Below are 18,764 nucleotides of genomic sequence, written 5' to 3'. Positions count from 1 at the left end.
GTCTTCGTAATAGTTCTGCCCTGTTCCCGAATAGCGAAATGAGCGACAATCGTGGAGGAAGAAGCAACAAGTGAATAGAGGTTAAGTGAGATAGAAGCAGGGGAGTGGAGCTGAATGGCTTATCAGATAATGGATGGAATCCGCGTATGGGGGAAACCGGAGGAAGCAGCACTGGCTCAAGCGAAGCTATGTGCGGCGACAGGGCAAGTGGTTCAAACGCTGTTAATGGCCGATCATCATAAAGGGTACAGTCAACCGATCGGTGGTGTTGTCGTGTATGACGGGCAGATCTCTCCTTCGGGAGTGGGTTATGACATCGCATGCGGGAATAAAGCCGTTCGTACCAATCTGCATGTAAGCGAGCTGAAGCCGAGATTAGCATCGATGATGGACGAGATTGCACGCAAAATCTCCTTCGGTGTGGGCCGTGTCAACCAGGAACGGGTGGACCATGAGCTGTTCGACGATCCGGACTGGGCCGTGTACGCCGAAGTCGGCAAGCAGGAACACGACAAGCTTAAGGCGTTGGCCCGGGAGCAGCTTGGTACTGTTGGGAGCGGGAATCATTTTGTGGACCTGTTCGAAGAGGCTGGGACGGGCAGGGTCTGGGTCGGCAATCACTTCGGGAGCCGGGGCTTCGGACATAAGACCGCCAGTGGATTTATCAACCTGATTGCTGGGAGGAGGTTCCTGGACAACGCGCCCGGTGAAAAAATGGACCAGCCGCCTTATCTGCTGGACCTGGACAGCGAGCTCGGGGACATGTACTACCGGGCCATGAAGCTGGCCGGACGATACGCATATGCTGGCCGGGATTATGTGATTCAGCAAGTATTGGCCATCCTTGGGGCGGAAGCAGACTTCGAGGTGCACAATCATCATAACTATGCGTGGAAGGAAACCCATAACGGCAAGGAAGTTATCGTCGTTCGTAAAGGAGCGACACCTTCGGCACCGGGACAGCTCGGGTTCATCGGCGGGAGCATGGGGGATATCTCTGTTATCGTCAAAGGTAAAGATACTACGGAAAATAAGGACTCATTCTTCAGCACCGTACATGGAGCGGGACGGGTTATGAGCCGAACGCAAGCGGCCGGTAAAATGAACTGGAAAACCCAGAAGCGGACCGGAGGGCAAATTTCCGTAGAACAGATGCAGCAGGCGGTAAAGGCCTACGGTGTCGAGCTGCGCGGAGCGGGCACGGATGAGAGTCCGTTCGTATACCGGAAGCTTCAAGATGTTCTGGACGCCCATGCGGAAACAATTGAGGTCATGCACGTGCTGAAGCCGGTCGGAGTCAGCATGGCAGGAGCGGATGAGTTCGATCCGTATAAGGACTGAGGATTAGAAAAAAGTGGCTTAGGGACGAAAATCCCAGAGCCACTTTTGCTTTTACTCAAGCCTTGTTAATCCATTCTGAAAACCTTGCCTTTAGGTACAAAAGGCAAGTGCTGGCCCTTTGGGATCAAAAACGCATGCTCCCGATGGATATGCAGCCGATCGCAAAAACCGTCCGTGATAACCAAGATCGGTCCCTTCTTAGGAAAATCCTCTGCATGCTCCAAAAGGTCGATGGCCGGCTGCAAAATCGTGCCGCCTCTCCCTTTGACGGACACCCGGTCCGCAATAACTTCGGGCGCTAGATAACCTTGGTCATAGACCGCCGCGTCACAGAAAATGACCCGAACAAGCGGGACATCGCGCGATATGCTGTAGCTGGCGATGGCTCCGAGGGCTTTTCCTAACAGCTTGGTGTCCATGGAACCGGAAGTGTCCAGCACGACACCAAAGGTACGGCCGTCTTCTTCTCCCGAATCCGGTACCCATCGGGGTCTTGGAATATCCGGCGTAGAGGATTGCCTTCGGCTGATTCTAGAGTAGGTGCGAACCTTCTCCAACGGAGAGAAATAGTGATCGAACCATTTGGCCAATTCGACGTCCCATAAGATCGGGGGCTGGGAAAGGGCGCGGATCTCTTCTATTAACCCTGCAGGGAGAAACCCTCTATTCTGATCATAATGGTAGTCGAGGCCTTGACTTAGACAGCTGCGGTAAAATTCATCCAGTGTCATTCCGTCACTGCGGTTCCACCAGTCCGGTGTCTGCGGAGTCAATAGATCTCCAAGGCCAACTCCCCGGAATGTTGCTACCTTGCGGTAGAGCCGGATATCGCTCACGATGCGATCATAGACGGACTCTGCCGATAACCCTTGCAGCTCCGGGTCATGGAGTCCCCCGATTCTCGGGAAGGCACCAAGGCCCATCTCAATGAGCCATTGATTGATGACGTAGTCGCAAGCCACATTCCATAAATAGGGATCTCGTCCGTCGGCACGCGCATGATGCCGTAGTCCCACATGCAGAAATTCATGGGCCAGCACGAAGCGGCATTCTTGCTCGTCCAGGCCTGCCGCAGGGTTCACATAGATTTCCTTGGCCTCCGCATCAACAGCCGCTACCGAAATGGACAGGCGGGCGCACAGGATGGGATCTTCGATAATTTGAAAATCTGCCGCCATAGCTCCCATGAGAGGGTAACTGCTGATGAACCAATGGCGGGCCTTCTGCGCAGGTGACTTTACATCCTTGTTGGCACCCAAGTAAGCTTCATATCCCGCCGTTACATTGACCGCGCTGGTTACCGCCATTGCTAGCCCCTTGCCCAGACAGTCCTGCCAGTTGACATCCTTGTTGCTCCAGTAGGATGGGGCTGATGCGCGGGGAGCGATAATCATATCCTGATACCCATGTCCCGCTGTTCCCAAGTGATAGTAGGAGGGAGGAAGCCCTCTTTCCACGAAGCTGTCGTACAGCTCCTCCTCGCTAGCAGATGCAATCTCGACTCGCCCTTCCATGCCTTCCGGTGGCTTTCCAAGCTTCATATCAAAGAGGAACTTGGCAATAAAACTGTCGCACGCTGCGTTCCATAGATCTTGGCGATCCATGACCCGAAAGTGCCCAAATCCCAGATGCAGCAGGGCATGAGCAAGGATATAAACCCACTCTTCGGGGAGTGCTCTTCGCTTCGGATGGACGTGAATATGTCCATTGCTGGTTGTGATAGCCCAGCCATGATCCGGGCAAAGGTTGCCTTCCTGTCGGACGAACCGCGCATGAGATGCTAGGGGGGCGAACATGGGATGGTTACTTATGAATTGGAGCCCCTCAGTATAGGACTTCGTCGCCGGGTCTAACTCTCTGGATTTTGACTTTGCCATCTTCAAGCTTCCTTTTTCTGTACAAGCCTTGGCAGGTCACGGACGATCTCTACGAGGAACCAGTCAGGTAAACTATCTCCGTTTTCACCCTTAGCTACGGTTAGCTGGGCAATCTCAAGACTGATCGTGCTCAGACTTTTGATCAGAGCCTTAGCCCGATGGGCCAGCTTCTTGTGATGTTCGGTCAGGATGTCCTTCGAATCCGGCAGTTCTTTGATCAACTGAGCACGGAACGATTGCGCCATGAAGTATAATACATCCCGATCCTCCGGTTGATGCGGCCATCCGGCTTCACCTTCCAGAATCGCATTCAGCTTGTATTTGTTGTGGGTCTGCTTGAAGAAGGCTTTGAATTGACCCGCATGATGAGGGGACAGACAACCGGTTGCCAGAATATCGAGTGTTTCCGGCTGCAGTTGATCCCCGTATTCCTTCAATGCATCACTTAACATATGCCATGAACGTGGTGTGGAGAATGGCTCTTCGTGTTTAGGGGGCTGAACCCACAGGTGATCCGGCCTTGTTTCAATGTAGGAGATGATCAAGGGATGGATTTGGCTGTCGTAGGCCCACTCCAACCATTCCCTGTGGGCGACACGTAATTGAACATGAAACATGCGGTTGATCAGCGCAGAAGACATCGGCTTGACGATCGCACTGTCTTGGGCGCGGTTACCCGCTCCAATCACAACGGAACCCTCCGGCAATACATATTCTCCGATTCGCTTCTCCAAGATCAGGCTATAAAATGCCTTCTGCACCTCATGCGTACAAGCATTCAGTTCATCCAGGAACAAACAATAGGGCTCACTTCGGGCAATCATGCTGGGAGGACAAAAACGGCTCTTCCCCTCCACAATTTGCGGAACTCCGATCAGATCCTCCGGTGCGAGCTGGCTGCCTAACAGCGAAACGCAGGGCAGTCCGACCATGTCGGCAAACTGTTGGACAAGGGACGACTTCCCCACTCCCGGAGGCCCCCAAATAAAGACGGGGCGAACGACAGCGATATTAAGTAAAACCTCCATCAATTGCTTAGATGTAACTGAAGCGGATATATTCATGCATCGATTCCTTCCAAGTAATCAGGTTACCGCCATCATACCATAAGGTTCGGTTTGCGTTATAAGTAAAGTTTGGTTATAACAGTTGGGCAAAATTTCTAACGTCGTAATACTTTCACCATGTTCGTTTCCCCTGAAATGAGCGAAGATAGGTTCAGAAGGTCGACGCCGAAAGGTTAAGGCCGACGAAGATCATCGAGGCGCATGGATGGGTTACTTCGCCTGTTAAGCGACTTGCCGTTGGTTCGAGTCCAACTTCCATCGAAAGATGGAATAGCTCAGATGGTAGAGCAGTCTGTACCTATCCGATCTTTTCTTCCTCGATGATCTTGATTTGTTACATGACAGACCCTTGCCGGTGAGGCGCAGAGATGGGTTACTTCGCATCCAAGCGACCATTGGGAATACCCGGGCATTATGGCAGGTTCGAATCCTGCAAAATAGCCTATCTCACCTTTTCCTCACCGGTGTTATCTCATTTTACCGTTTTCCTTGAAAACGGGCAGGAGGTTTTGAAACATGAGCTTCGCACAAAAATTGTTCGGTTCCTTGAAGCCGACTACGCGCAACAAAGACCAATATCCCGCCTATACACGGTCTGTAGAGGAGCAGTACCTGCAGATCCTTCTGACCAATACGATGAGCAATACGTACTACGCCGATCAGAATGAGCTCTTGAGCGATGCCGAGCAGCTTCATCACGAGATGGCGGTGGGCAACCCGAGCTTCATGGCGAAAGCCATCGTGTTCGCACGCAACTCCGGCTTTATGAGACTGCAGCCGCTCTTTGGTCTCGCCATTCTGTCGGCTTACCGGCCGGACTTGTTCGCGAAGATATTCCTCCAGGTGGTACGGATTCCGTCTGACCTGTTCGATTTCTTGACGATTCTCAAGGGCCAAGGCAGAGGCGAAGGAGGTCGTGCTGTCAAACGCCAAGTCAACCGTTTTCTGGCTACCGTCAGTGAATATTGGGCGGTCAAATATAACGGCCGCGGTCGGGGCTACAGCCTTGGCGATGTGATCGCAACGGCGCATCCGAAGCCGTCTGACATGAAACAGATGGCCTTATTCCGCTATCTGCGCGGCCTGGAGGCCAATATCGGTCTGCTGCCGCAGGTAGAAGCGCTCGAGCGGTTGAAAGTAGCCGCATCCGAGCAGGAGCAGATCGAATGGATTGAACGGGGGAAGCTTCCATACGAGACGGTGACCGGTGCTATCAAGCCATCGAAGGCCATATGGGAGGCACTGCTGTACCAGATGCCGACGTTTGCGCTGCTTCGTCACCTGAATGCACTGCAGCGGGCAGGCGTATTGGAGGAGAAGCACCATCTTGATTATGTGATCAGCCGGATTACAGACGAAGAAGCGCTGCGCAGGGCCCACATCCTGCCGTTCCGGTTCGCGACGGCATTCCGGCAAGTGGAGCATCCGGAGCTGCGGGATGCTCTGCGGGACGCAGTAGACCTCACGTTCGGCAACCTGCCGGAGGTAGGCGAGAACACGGCGATTTTCCTCGACATCTCCGGTTCCATGGACGGACAGTATCTGGAGATCGGTTCGGTCTTCGCGCTGGCTCTGTACAAGAAGACGAAGGGCAACTCACTCTTCTGGCTCTTCAACACGGAGGTCCGGGATGTCAGACCTTCCAAGCGGGACAGCATTCTGGGTCAAGCGGAGCATATCCGTGCTTGCGGCGGAACAGATACCGGTGCTCCGGTTCGGAAGCTGTTTCAGGAGCGCAAACGGGTCGATCAGATCATCATCATCACAGATGAGCAGCAAAATAGCGGCAGCCCGTTCTACCAAGAGCTTGCGCATTACCGCTCCAAGGTTAACCCGGATGTGAAGACTTTTGTGGTAGACATCGCCCCGTACCGGTACGCCATGGTACCGCCGCAGGATCACCATACGTTCTACATCTACGGCTGGAGCGATACGGTGTTGTCTTACATTGCACAATCCGTGCAAGGATATGCTTCCATGACAGAGCAGGTTAACGCGATGGCTCTAGATGGGGAATAAAATGATCCATCCCATACAGCAAGGAGTGATCCACATGACCGATTGGTCCGAATGGCATCCTACCATATTAAATGAGCTTCGTAACATTGAACAGGAGGAAGGAGTAAGGGTTCTGTATGCCTGTGAGTCCGGAAGCCGGGCTTGGGGGTTCCCCTCCAAGGATAGCGATTATGACGTCCGGTTCCTCTATGTCCGCCCGAGAGACTGGTACTTATCCATATACGAGGGCCGAGATGTGATCGAGCGGCCGATCAGCAACAAGCTCGACATCAACGGCTGGGATCTGAAGAAGGCGCTGGCGTTATTCCGGAAGTCTAATCCGCCCTTATTGGAATGGCTGCAATCGCCGATACAATATTTGGAAGAGTCTTCCGTTGCTGAACAGATCCGTCGGGTATCCCCGTTGACGTTCTTGCCGAAATCGTGCATGTACCACTATCTGAACATGGCAAAAGGAAATTACCGGGAATATTTTCAGGGAGAACAAGTAAAGATCAAGAAATACTTCTATGTGCTGCGTCCGGTATTGGCCTGTGCGTGGATCGAGAAAACCGATACGATGCCCCCGATGGAATTCGAACGATTAGTTCATGACCTAGTCCCTGCCGGCAGCGAGTTGAGGGAGACCATCGAGCATCTATTGGCCCGCAAGAAGGCAGGGGATGAACTGGACCTCGAGCCCAGGTTGAATCCGATCAACGAGTATTTGGAGGACCGCTTGCAATATTTTGAACGGGTGGCGGCGGACTCAAGGACTTCCCAGACCAAGCTTGACGACCGGTTGGATGATTTGTTCCGTTCCGCCCTGCATGAGGTTTGGGGTTAGAAGGAATATTTTGTAAGGAAATCGCCGCGAACCTCTTGTTTGAGGTGGCGCAGGAGCGGGAGATCGACCCGCGGTTGTAACGGCTTCGAGTATCCGAATCCCTGCGAAGGGGTTCGGGTACTTTTTGCGTGGGAGATGAAGAGCAAACGATTCTAACGAAACAATCCCAGCCATAAGGCGATGGGAATGGGTATAATGCTACTTAACAGATTACGGATATAAAACCATTAGGAAGTGAACGAGATGTTGAATCCAGTAACAGAGAAAAACTTAAGCAAGCTGATGACCAAAATTCTTCGCCATACCCCCGAGGAATTGGGTGTGGAGCTGAACACCGGGGATGGATCGTGTCCGGTGGATGTTTTGCTCTACGCCATTCAAGCCCAACCGAGATGGTCGTGGGTTAAGCTTGAAGATGTAGAGCAGGTCGTGCAAAACTCGGATAAGCAGCGCTTTGTAATCGAGGGGGACCGCATTCGGGCACGGTACGGGCACAGCCATGATAAGGTGCAGTATACTCCGGGGATCCCGCCGGCTGTTTTATACCATGGAACTAACAAGATGGCGGTATCCTCCATTCTTAGAGAGGGCATAAGCCCCATGAGCCGGCAGTATGTCCACCTGTCGGAAGGGACGCATTTTGCAACGCTGGCCGGAAGCCGTAGAGGAGAATTGGTGATTCTTACGATTGATACGTTAAAGGCACAGCAATTAGGGGTCGCGTTCTACTACGCCGGTAATGAGGTGTGGTTGGCTGACCACGTGCCTTCTGAATGCTGCAAGACAACGGATACGAGGAAAAAGGAGTAGGTATGATATGAATCATTCCATGATTGATATCGGGGTTAACCTGATGCACCGTTCGTTTCATCAGGATCGTGAGCAGGTGGTGGAACGAGCGTTAGCCAATCACGTCTCACCTCTAATCATTACGGGAACGAGCGAAAGGAACAGTATTGAAGCAGCCCGCTATGCCGGCCGTTATGCTGGTAAGCTGTACGCTACCGCGGGGGTTCACCCGCATGATGCGAAGAGCTGTAATGAGAGAACGTTGACCAAGCTTAAAGAATTGGCGGCGCTGCCCCAAGTAGTCGCCATCGGGGAGTGCGGCTTGGACTATAACCGGGACTTCTCACCGCGGGACGTTCAGCGCAAATGGTTCGCTGCACAGATTCAATTGGCCGTGGAGATGAACATGCCGCTGTTCCTGCACGAGCGGGAAGCTTTTGCCGACTTTGTCTCGATCCTGAAGGAGCATGGAACTCCAAAATCGGTAGTCCACTGCTTCACTGGCAGCCGGGAGGAGCTTAAAGCGTATCTCGATATGGGCCTGTATATCGGCATTACCGGTTGGATATGCGATGAGCGAAGAGGCAAGCACCTGAAGGAGCTGGTCCGAACGATTCCCCTGGACCGGCTCATGATCGAGACGGATGCCCCGTTCTTGACTCCGCGTGACCTGAAACAAAAGCCGGCTGATGGACGCAACGAGCCTGCGGTCTTGCCACATATCTTGCAAGCGGTAGCCCGAAGCATCGGGAAGAGGGAAGAGGAAGTCGCCCGGGCCGCTATGGAGACGACGAAGAAGTTCTTTTGTATTTGAACAGTGGGGGAGTTCCGATGAAGATTCTGTATTGCTCTGATCCTTTGAACGATAAGGTTGTAGACATGGAATATGAACATGAGTTTGAACGTGCACGTAAGCTTGGTATGGATGTGCACTTGATTTCGCTGGAGGCACTTCTTGAAGGGGATTTGACGTATTCGGTCAAACGGGTTCCCTTTTTTGATGCCCCCGAAATCTTCATCTACAGGGGATGGATGTTGAAACCGTTTGATTACGAACGGTTATATGATGCGTTACAGATGAAGAACGCTATCTTGATAAATTCCCCCTCAGCATATAGGAACGGTCACTACTTTCCCTATTTCTATAAAGCTATTCAAAATACGACTCCCTATAGCGTGTGGGTCGATATAAATGAATTAGAAAATGGGTTTGACGTCTTATTTGAAAAGATACGTACATTTGGGAGCAGACCCGTTATCATTAAGGATTACGTGAAGTCCAGGAAGCATGAGTGGGAAGAGGCTTGTTTTATACCGGATGCATCCGACAAACAAAGGGTTCAGTATGTCGTCCAGAATTTTATGGACAGGCAAGGTTCAGAACTTAATGGTGGCATTGTCATACGAGAGTTTATTCAACTGGAGCAGATCACTAAGCACCCCAAAAGCGGAATGCCTTTATCAAATGAGTACCGATTATTTTTTCTACATCACCAGTTGATTGAGTGTACGGAGTATTGGGACGAAGCAGCCTACCAAGATGAAGCGCCTGACCTTGAGTTTTTCAAAGAAATAGCGAGGGATATTCCAAGCCATTTCTTTACCATGGACGTAGCCAAAATGGCCAATGGCGATTGGACGATCATCGAAATTGGCGACGGACAAGTATCTGGACTGCCGAGTCATGCCAATGTGGAGAAGTTTTATCAATCGATTATGAAGGTATAAGATGAGGAACTAATTGAACTGCGCGAATGCCTATATTTGAGAGTTAGACGGTTAGGAGCTGCTTCAACTCCCAGCCGTCCTTTTTTTTCGATGATGATCCTGCGGAACACGGCCTGAACCAATTCCTTATGGATCTACGGTTCAAGAAGATCCCCAATTATTGTTATGGGTCAGGACCTTCCGCGCCTCTTCCTCGTCATTTGTTTCTAGGTTTTCTGACAATCAAATACGTTAGATAAGAAGATAATATAAGCGCAAGTACATAAAATGGATCAATCGGTTTAAACAGATTCATGTACCCGCCAAAGAAAATAAACCACATTAATATTCCCAATGGAATTCTAATGTAAACACGCTTTAGAAAGGAAATGGTGCTTGACAACAAACGGAACCGAACGAAGAAAAATATAACAGTAACTGCAAGCAATTCAATAATAAAATAATTGTTGAAATACGTCCCGGCACCATAGATGGACACTAGAATTAGTGAGTAAACAATAAAAGCGATTATAAGTGCAGAAGTGATTCGAGTTCGATAGTCACCCTTTACAATTTTCAAAACCGGATCTTTAATGATTGCCATAACCGTCAGTATCCTTGAGATAGAACCAATTAAATAAATCAGAATCAGATGCACTTGAATGTCCCCTTATCTGTAGTATCCCCATAAGCTGGGGGAGTTTCTATTTCTCACATGCAACGCCGTCGTTGTCCCGATCTAGAGCAGAACGATATCCAGGATCTCCATATCGGATATTATAAGCCCCATGGTTTTTTGCATCTGTGCAATTGGCATAATAGACTTCTTTTTGCTGTTGGACTGCTGCTTTTGGCGTCTCAACGGGTTTTACTGATGCAGCTGCAGGTGGCTTTAAAGACGGAGCCTGAATCGTTGGTTCCAAGGACGGCTTTGATGAAGCAGGTGCTGTTGTTGGGGATGGTGTCGGGCTTAGTGAAGGAGATGGCAAAATAGTCGGTGATGGAGAATGCGATGCAGCAACGGATGGTGATGCAGACGTAACTGGCTTGACCGTTGCAGGTTCGGACTCACCACATGCCGTAAGGGACAGGGCAATTGTTCCGATAACGAGAGGCTTTTTCATTTGTTCAAGTCCCTTCCAATTTTCGTAACCGTATACCCTCCACAGCCTGTCCAAGATCTCCTCGTTCCGGACCAGGTTCATCCGAACCCGCAGTTCCTCGACTTCCTTCTTTGTCGGCGTCAGGTTCACTTTGCATTTCTCCATGAGACGTATCGTATCCAGAGCTAGGCCCATTCGTCACCGTTGTCAATAACGAATGGTGATGGACCTCGGTGGTAATATCATCCTAATGGTTCGTCGAAAAAAACCATTTTCCTTCAAAAAAAGACATGAAAAAAAGGCATTTATGAGTCCACAATCCAACATCCTTTATCAACACGGTGGTTTCCACCTATTGACATCAGAACTCAAATCTATATAATAACAATTAGATAATAACATTATGATAATAACATTCGCTAGGTGATGAAAATGGCCAATTCCAATATTCGAGACCGTAATGGACTGACGGAGCAGGAGTTCATGCAAAGCTATGATGCCAGTATGTATGAGCGTCCCTCGGTCACGGTAGACATGCTCATTTTTACGGTATTTGATAAGCAACAAGATAATTACAGGAAGCTGCCGGCGAAATCCCTGCAGCTGCTTCTGATTAAGAGAGGCGAGCACCCTTATTTGGGGCAATGGGCACTGCCTGGAGGATTTGTTTCGGTACACGAAAGCCTGGATGAGGCTGCTAGAAGAGAGTTGAAGAGCGAAACCAATATCGAGAATCTCTATATGGAACAGCTGTTTACCTGGGGGGATGTGGGGCGTGACCCAAGAACACGGGTGGTCAGCTCTTCCTATATGGCGCTTGTGGACCGGACATCGCTTGATGTTAGGGCGGGGGATGACGCAGTAGACGCCCGATGGTTTGAGGTTCGCTATCAAGTTACTCAAGAGAAGAAGACGATGCTAGAAGATGGATACGAGTTTGAGCGCCTGATTCGAATCACATTGGGTCACGAAGAGACAGTACTTACTGCAACGGTGAAGGTCGTAACCCAATGTAGCGGTCGATCGAAAAAAGTCAGCCGCGAGATCGTGGAGTCACAGGGAATAGCCTTCGATCATGCGAAGATCATGGAGTACGCGATTGAAAGGCTACGTAACAAGATCGAATACACGGACGTTGCATTCCATCTCATGCCTCCATTATTTACATTGTCGGAGCTTCAGCAGGTATACGAGTTCATCCTTGGGAGAGAGCTTCTGGCTGCAGCCTTCCGGAGGAAAATTGCCCCTCTTGTTGAGGAGACGAATGAATATACGAAGGATGCGGGGCACCGCCCCTCAAAGCTGTATCGCATGAATCCCAATGGGGAGAACAAGTAACGATGGGAAGGTGAAGGAATATGGAAACATTCACGTTTTTCTACCGGACGGAATCGCCATTTTCCCAATGGCATCCTGCTTCATTTGAGATAGAGGGTATTCGGTTTAATTGTGCTGAACAATATATGATGTATAAAAAGGCAAAGCTGTTCCAGGATGAGGAGATCGCAGCTAAGATCCTAAGCGCACCGACACCACGTGAGCAAAAAGAGCTCGGAAGGGCCGTGCGTAACTTCCGTCGCGATGAATGGGAAATGAAATGCAAGCAGTTCGTATACGAAGGAAATGATGCAAAATTCACCCAGAACCAACACCTGCTTGAGAAGCTGCTTGCCACACGAGGCACAACACTGGTTGAGGCAAGTCCGACGGACCGTATATGGGGTGTCGGACTTCTAGAAGAGGATCCCCGGATTAGGAACCGCAAAACATGGAGGGGAACGAACTGGCTGGGTGAGATTCTGACGAAATTAAGGGATGATCTGATCCGGGAAGAGCAGGGGTGAAAAAATGAACGCACCAATTAACAATAGAGAGATACGATCGCAGTTCGCTAAAGAGACGCTAGACATTGTAAGCAAGGGGTTCTACCTTGATGCAGAGAGGAACAAGGTCACGATTGAATATGATGTTGAACTAGCCGTTCGAGGCTCGAAGCTTTATTCTCCTGACGTGCTGTATGGCATGAAGGAAGTAACGGTAACGAGATTAGGACATGAACGTGGAGAACTTCCGAGGATTGAAGTAACCGATGAATCCACTTTGGTTGCGACGAAGAGGCTTGTACAGAAGGAAGGGATTCGAAACACGTTATGTCTCAACTTTGCTTCCGCAAAAAATCCCGGCGGCGGGTTCCTCGGGGGCAGCCAAGCTCAGGAAGAAAGTCTGGCTCGTTCTTCTGGCTTATATCCCTGCATCTCCCAAATGGATGAGATGTACAGCTATAACCGAAGTCTGAAAACCTGTTTTTACTCGGATTATATGATATATTCCCCCAACGTTCCCGTGTTCCGAGACGATGCAGGAGGACTTCTGAATTGTCCGTATCTTGTCTCTATGATTACCGCACCGGCTGTTAATGCTGGGGTCGTACGGGAGCGAGAACCAGACAAGGTGAAGATGATCGAACCTGTCATGCTGGAGAGAATGCGGTATATCCTATCTGTGGCGGCTCATCATGGGGCGAAGGGTCTTGTCTTAGGTGCCTTCGGATGCGGTGTATTTAAGAATAACCCTAGCGATATTTCCAGAATGTTCAAGCACGTGTTGATTGACGAGCAGTATGGGACATTGTTTGACCGTATTGTTTTTGCGATTCTGGATAAGACAGACGGGAAGAAGACTTTTAACGCTTTTAAGAGTGGGTTTTGTTTAGGGGGAAGTCCCGATTGAAGCAGCGGAAACGAAGGACCATCACCATATGCCTATGATGCTCCATGACGCTTCTTCCTCTTGCGCAGACATCACCCCCGACCTAAGTCGGGGCCGTGTTACTACTCGGGTCCGTTACCAGGCGGCTGTTTTTTCATTACAATGGGGAAAACAGAACGCAAGGATGGATGAACGTGAAAGGTATCAACCGGTATGTAAGCCAAACGTCGTACATGTTGTTCTTTACGCTGCCCATGAGCATCATCGGCTTTGTTCTGACGGTGACGTTCACCGCACTGGGTCTGGCGCTTACGCCCATCGGGATCGGGCTTCCGCTCCTGCATGCCGCCATTCGTGCGGCGCACGGCATGATGAGGTTCGACCTGGGCCTGCAGCGGGAGCTGCTGGCGCCTGCAGCAGTACAAGGGCGGCCGGAGCCTGCGGAGTTGGGCTCATTCCGCTTCCGGGATATGTTCACGCAGGCTCGATTATATGCGCCGCTGCTGTACTGGATGATGAAGCTGCCGCTGGCGGTGTTCCAATTCGCATCCGCAGTGATTTTCCCGCTATGCGGAGCTTGCATGATGATATCACCGGCGGTGTACATCATCTTGGCCCGTTATGGGATAGACCTATATCACGATGATCTCGTGATGAATGTGCTGCTGACCGAGCTGACCGACTACCAGCGTTACTGGGTTGTCTCCGGCATCGGGCTGGTCATGGTGCTGATCGGGCTCGGGGTGCTGAACGGACTGGCCAAAGCAGCCGTACGTTTATTGAATGGGCTGGGCGCTGCTCCTTCCGGACAAGCTTCAGGTGGAACGATAAGGGAAACCGCACCAATAAGAGAAGCCGCACCAATAAGCGAAACCTTAATGATAAGGGAAGAACCAGCAGCAGACAGCAGCTACCCTTCCCTGGACAGCTACCTGCGCGGCAAGGAAGAAGCCTTCTCCGGATAACGGGAAGGCTTTTTCTTTTTGTATAAAAGTGGTAATCCTTGGACCAGTTCTATGACTGGAGTTGTGCGATGTGAGCCAATGATTATATGGGAAACGTTTACAATTATGATATTTTACAATTGCATGGAAGGGTTTCAAATTCCTAGTTGGCCGGAAGGAGGACAGCGAGGCGAAGTGGTTTGAAGCAGCGTACACCTATCTTATAACATGGAGGAATGTTGATGAGGAAGAAGATCGCCAAAAGATTGAGCATGCTGGTGCTGTTATCTCTAGTGGTATCCTTAATAACCGCAGGGCTGCCGAATCATACCATCCATGCTGCTGGTCTGTCCATCACCCGCAGCGGCGGCTGGAATGAAACGGCGTACGTGGAATGGTCACCGGTCAGCCAAGCACAAGGGTATAATGTGTATGTGAAGCCCGCCTCTGCGCCGGATAGCCAATATCAGCAGATTGATACGGAACTGATCCGGAAGTACCCCGCCTATTGGAGGGCGGATGCCGTAGGTCTTGCAGCGGGGAGCTACATCATGAAGGTGGAGGCCCGATTATCGAATGGCTCCACGGAGAGCGCGGTCACGACGGCGTTGTCCGTGGCCTCCCATGATCGAGCCGGGTTTGCTTTTGCATCCAACTCGCCATTGGGCACGGGTTCGGGCGCTTATCGGGATGACGGAACATTGAAGAGCGGGGCCCAGGTTCTGTATGTAACGTCCCAAACAGCCCAGACGGTAACCCTTGATGTGAAGATCAACAGCTCGGGCGATGTACAAAAAGGGGTCGGTCTTGGCAGCATTCTGACGCTCAGACAAAAAGGCTATGACCAGACACCGCTGGCCATCCGTTTGATTGGAAAGATCACAGCAAGTGACATGAGCGGGCAGCTCAACGGCAGCGGATACCTGGAGGTCAAAGGAAAAAACAATTACGCGGCCTTGAACACGACCATTGAAGGAATCGGAAACGATGCGTATGCATACGGATGGGGAATCCTTCTGCGCTATGTCGGGAATGTGGAGGTTCGTAACCTGGGCTTGATGCTGTTCCCTGATGACGGGATCTCTATGGATACGGGCAATGCCAATGTTTGGGTGCATCATAACGATCTCTTCTATGGAACCGCCGGCGGAGATGCGGACCAAGCCAAGGGAGACGGCTCCACAGACCTGAAGAAGGGATCTACATACATTACCATCTCGTATAATCATTACTGGGATTCGGGCAAAGCCGCTCTGGTCGGGTTGAGTGAATCGGCGGAGTTCTTCGCCACCTTCCACCATAACTGGTTTGACCATTCTGACTCCCGCCATCCGCGGATCCGAGTAGCTTCGGTACATGTCTATAATAACTTCTTCGACGGAGTCGCCAAATACGGGGTCGGTGTTACAACGGGAGCCTCGGCTTTTGTGGAATCCAATTATTTCAGACATACGAAGTATCCGATGCTGAGCTCCCTGCAAGGGACGGATGCCTTAGGGGAAGGAACCTTCTCCGGGGAATCCGGAGGGATGATCAAGGCCTACAACAATACGATTGTGGATGCCGCCGGTCTCATCTATGCCAATTCCAATACGGGGACGGCTCCGGCGAATACAGCCTCCTTCGACGCTTACCTCGCTTCCACGAGAAATGAAGCCGTACCCGGCACGTACAAGGCGCTGTCAGGGGGAACCACATACAATAACTTTGATACGAGGGTCGATATGGGGGCCGATGCTTCCGATATTGATCCCGTGAACCAGGTGGCGTCCATCGTGACGGCACAGGCCGGACGTCTGGGTAAGGGAGACTTTGCATGGGAATTCGATGACTCGGTGGAGGACACCTCGTATTCCATTAACACCGCGCTGATGTCCAAAATAAGAAGCTACACCACTCAACTTGAATCTGTAGGAGGGAATTCCAGCCCGACAGGACCGACGCCGACTCCTACGGCAACAGCCACCCCGACACCAACGCCTACGGCGACAGCCACACCGACGCCGACACCAACGTCTACAGCCACCCCGACACCGACGGCTACGGCAACGGTAACGCCGACACCAACCCCGACCTCGACGCCGCCGGCCGCCGGGAAGTACGTGCATAACTTTACCACGGATGGAACGAAAAGCGACTTCTTCACGATTACGGGGAATCTCTCGACCACTAAGGGAACCGTGAGCTATAGCGGGTTGACGCTGACGCAGTGTTTGAAGATCGAGAGCGGAACCAGCATTTCCTTCACAACGACCGAAGCCTTAACGCTGACGCTGGTGTTCAATTCAGCAGACGGAACGAAGATCAAGATCGATGGAACCAGTTATCCCATGACGAACGGGATCGTCAGCGTTCCTCTTCCCTCGGGTTCGCATACCATTACGAAGGATGGTGTGACCAACCTTTATTATATCAAGTTGAATTAAAGCTCCGAAGCGGCCCCTAACAAATAAACCCGACCATAAGGTCGGGTTTGCTTCTTCTCGAACGTTACTCCTTGACCCCTCCGAGTGCGACGCCGGCAATGATATAGCGCGACAGCAGGAAGTAGATCACGAAGAGTGGCAGCACGGTCAAGGCCAAGCCCAGATAGATCGAGCCGAACTCCGTCTTGTAGATGTCGCCGCGGAGTAAGCTTACCATGATGGGCAGCGTGTACTTCTCCTTCTGCGTCAAGAGAATGAGCGGCATGAACAGGTTGTTCCAGCTGCCGACGAAGGCGAAGATGGCCTGGGTCGCAATGGCCGGCGTCATGATCGGCAGGACGATGTTGTTGAAGATGGCGAACTCGCCGGATCCGTCGATCCGTGCCGCTTCCACGATCTCGAGTGACAACGTGGCAAGCAGATACTGGCGCATGAAGAACACCACGGCCGGTGCCGCGATGGCAGGCAGAATCAGCGGCAGGTAGTTGTTCGTCCAATGCAGCTTATACATGAATTGATAGAAGCCGATGGCGCTGGCCTGGGCCGGAATCATCATGACGCACATGATGATCGTGAAGAAGGCCTGCCGCATTCTCCAATTGTAGACCACCAGCGCGTAGGCGGTAAGGGACGAGAAGTAGACGGTCAATAGCGTCGAACCGCCGGAGATGATGAACGAGTTCAAGAACCCCTGGAAGGGGTCGAAGCTCTTGCCGATGAGCACGTCCCAGTTCGACATCAGATGGCCGGAGGGAATGAGGGACAGACCGCTCTGGATCTCCGGGGTGGATCGGGTGGCGTTGACGAACATAATCCAGAACGGCAGGATGCTCAAGACGGAGAGCAGCATACACACGACATAGATTACCGTCTTGTTAATGCCACGGCCCAGGGAAAAGGTGCTGTTTTTCTCGGTATTAAGCATGATGCTCCGCCCCCCTTGCCGCTGCCATCGCAGCTTTTCTCCGCAGCTTCTCTTCCTTCTTGAATTTAGCCGCATCGCGGTCGCGCATCAGGTAGAACAGCAGCCCGGACAAGACTCCGGCGATCACGAACATGATCATGCTGGCTGCCGCTGCGCGGTTGTACAGGTAGCTGCCCTTGAACGCTTGCCCGTAGATGAACATAGAAGTGGTGGTCGTTGCATCGTCCGGTCCGCCGAGCAGGAAGAGCTGCGGGATATCGAACATCTGCAGGCCGCCGATCATGGAAGTGATGAGGGTATAGAGCAGGATCGTCCGAAGACTCGGCAGGGTGATGCGGAAGAAGATCTGCGTCCCGCTGGCGCCATCAATCGCCGCCGCCTCGAAGAGAGCGGGGTTGATGCCCAGTACCCCTGCGACCAGGATGATCATGGTGTTGCCGTACCACATCCAGAACTGGATGAAGGCGACGACGCCCCGCGCAGTGGACTTGTCCGCAAGGAAGTTCACCGGCGCATCAATCCAGCCCAAGGTCTGGAACAAGCTGTTGATAGGACCCATCGGATAAGCGAATAAGGAACTGAACAGCACGGCAATCGTACTTGCCGTGATAATATTCGGCATGTAGAGGAGAATCTTAAACGCGCCTTGACCACGAATGTTCAGGCGTCTGTTCGTAAACCAGGCCGTGAGAAGCAGCGCCAGCACGATCTGGGGAATGAAGTTGAGAATCCAGAGCAACACTGTGTTGCTCATCGCTTTTCGAAAAGAGGGGTTGTCGAAAAGAAGATCCGAAAAGTTCTGGAACGGGTTGTCGAGAATATGGATGGGCTTCGGAATGATCCCCTTCATATCCGTAAAGCCGATAACGGCGGTATATAGGATGGGGTACAGGGAAAACACGGCAAATGCTAATAAAAAGGGAGCGCTGAAGATATAGCCGTACTTCGAATAGCTGACTTTGTTGCGGCGCATGGGCTCTCTCACCTCGCATATGATCTCAAAAAAGAGGCGGGAAAGCTCACCCGCCCCT

At 51.5% G+C, this 18,764-nt stretch carries 16 protein-coding genes and 1 tRNA gene; 12 read left to right on the top strand and 5 right to left on the bottom strand.

The window, feature by feature from the left end; genetic code table 11:
• The first annotated feature begins 114 nt into the window (after window positions 1–114).
• Window positions 115–1,341, top strand: a complete 1,227-nt coding sequence (locus ACSEXW_RS15310) for an RtcB family protein (RefSeq protein ID WP_438447043.1) — start codon at window positions 115–117, stop codon at window positions 1,339–1,341.
• A gap of 65 nt (window positions 1,342–1,406) precedes the next feature.
• Here ACSEXW_RS15310 and ACSEXW_RS15305 read toward each other — a convergent pair whose 3' ends face one another.
• Both ACSEXW_RS15305 and ACSEXW_RS15300 read right to left on the bottom strand, forming a co-directional pair.
• Entirely contained in the window at window positions 1,407–3,218 is a 1,812-nt protein-coding gene (locus ACSEXW_RS15305) for a DUF2201 family putative metallopeptidase (RefSeq protein WP_438447042.1), read from the bottom strand.
• Window positions 3,219–3,220: 2 nt separating this feature from the next.
• A complete protein-coding gene (locus ACSEXW_RS15300; RefSeq protein ID WP_438447041.1) occupies window positions 3,221–4,282 on the bottom strand; it encodes an AAA family ATPase in 1,062 nt (353 codons plus the stop codon).
• A gap of 201 nt (window positions 4,283–4,483) precedes the next feature.
• On the opposite strand from ACSEXW_RS15300, the gene ACSEXW_RS15295 reads away from it, so the two are divergent.
• From ACSEXW_RS15295 to ACSEXW_RS15270, 6 genes are all read left to right on the top strand, one after another.
• Window positions 4,484–4,547: transfer RNA gene (locus ACSEXW_RS15295), tRNA-Ser, on the top strand.
• A gap of 254 nt (window positions 4,548–4,801) precedes the next feature.
• Entirely contained in the window at window positions 4,802–6,304 is a 1,503-nt protein-coding gene (locus ACSEXW_RS15290) for a TROVE domain-containing protein (RefSeq protein ID WP_438447040.1), read from the top strand.
• A 34-nt stretch (window positions 6,305–6,338) separates the two neighbouring features.
• Window positions 6,339–7,130: a nucleotidyltransferase domain-containing protein gene (locus tag ACSEXW_RS15285; protein ID WP_438447039.1), complete on the top strand. Its 792-nt coding sequence runs from the start codon at window positions 6,339–6,341 to the stop codon at window positions 7,128–7,130.
• A gap of 243 nt (window positions 7,131–7,373) precedes the next feature.
• Entirely contained in the window at window positions 7,374–7,940 is a 567-nt protein-coding gene (locus tag ACSEXW_RS15280) for an RNA 2'-phosphotransferase (RefSeq protein ID WP_438447038.1), read from the top strand.
• A 7-nt stretch (window positions 7,941–7,947) separates the two neighbouring features.
• Window positions 7,948–8,733 (top strand): TatD family hydrolase, encoded by a 786-nt coding sequence (locus ACSEXW_RS15275; protein WP_438447037.1) that lies wholly within the window; start codon window positions 7,948–7,950, stop codon window positions 8,731–8,733.
• Window positions 8,734–8,750: 17 nt separating this feature from the next.
• On the top strand, window positions 8,751–9,647 hold the full coding sequence (locus ACSEXW_RS15270) for an ATP-grasp domain-containing protein (protein WP_438447036.1): 897 nt from the start codon (window positions 8,751–8,753) through the stop codon (window positions 9,645–9,647).
• 683 nt (window positions 9,648–10,330) lie between these two features.
• Here the strand turns inward: ACSEXW_RS15270 and ACSEXW_RS15265 are convergent.
• Window positions 10,331–10,894, bottom strand: a complete 564-nt coding sequence (locus tag ACSEXW_RS15265; protein WP_438447035.1) for an excalibur calcium-binding domain-containing protein — start codon at window positions 10,892–10,894, stop codon at window positions 10,331–10,333.
• A 267-nt stretch (window positions 10,895–11,161) separates the two neighbouring features.
• Between ACSEXW_RS15265 and ACSEXW_RS15260 the strand changes: the two genes are divergently transcribed.
• From ACSEXW_RS15260 to ACSEXW_RS15240, 5 genes are all read left to right on the top strand, one after another.
• Window positions 11,162–12,067, top strand: coding sequence for an NUDIX hydrolase (locus tag ACSEXW_RS15260; RefSeq protein ID WP_438447034.1), 906 nt, complete (start codon window positions 11,162–11,164; stop codon window positions 12,065–12,067).
• A 20-nt stretch (window positions 12,068–12,087) separates the two neighbouring features.
• Window positions 12,088–12,573, top strand: coding sequence for a riboflavin biosynthesis intermediates N-glycosidase (gene ybiA / locus ACSEXW_RS15255; RefSeq protein WP_438447033.1), 486 nt, complete (start codon window positions 12,088–12,090; stop codon window positions 12,571–12,573).
• A gap of 4 nt (window positions 12,574–12,577) precedes the next feature.
• Window positions 12,578–13,459, top strand: a complete 882-nt coding sequence (locus tag ACSEXW_RS15250; protein WP_438447032.1) for a TIGR02452 family protein — start codon at window positions 12,578–12,580, stop codon at window positions 13,457–13,459.
• Between the two features lie 173 nt (window positions 13,460–13,632).
• The gene (locus ACSEXW_RS15245; RefSeq protein WP_438447031.1) at window positions 13,633–14,403 is read left to right on the top strand and encodes a sensor domain-containing protein; all 771 of its coding nucleotides are present in this window, start codon (window positions 13,633–13,635) and stop codon (window positions 14,401–14,403) included.
• 221 nt (window positions 14,404–14,624) lie between these two features.
• Entirely contained in the window at window positions 14,625–16,808 is a 2,184-nt protein-coding gene (locus ACSEXW_RS15240; RefSeq protein WP_438447030.1) for a pectate lyase family protein, read from the top strand.
• A gap of 64 nt (window positions 16,809–16,872) precedes the next feature.
• On the opposite strand, the gene ACSEXW_RS15235 is transcribed toward ACSEXW_RS15240, so the two are convergent.
• The gene (locus tag ACSEXW_RS15235; protein ID WP_438447029.1) at window positions 16,873–17,733 is read right to left on the bottom strand and encodes a carbohydrate ABC transporter permease; all 861 of its coding nucleotides are present in this window, start codon (window positions 17,731–17,733) and stop codon (window positions 16,873–16,875) included.
• Entirely contained in the window at window positions 17,726–18,706 is a 981-nt protein-coding gene (locus tag ACSEXW_RS15230) for a carbohydrate ABC transporter permease (RefSeq protein ID WP_438447028.1), read from the bottom strand. Before ACSEXW_RS15230 ends, ACSEXW_RS15235 begins: the two co-directional genes overlap by 8 nt.
• Window positions 18,707–18,764: the final 58 nt, after the last annotated feature.

This window comes from Oryzibacillus soli, from assembly GCF_051594765.1.
Classification (GTDB): domain Bacteria; phylum Bacillota; class Bacilli; order Paenibacillales; family NBRC-103111; genus Paenibacillus_AR.
Note: the sequence above shows the minus strand (reverse complement) of the source record. Positions and strands in the feature narration are given on the sequence as shown.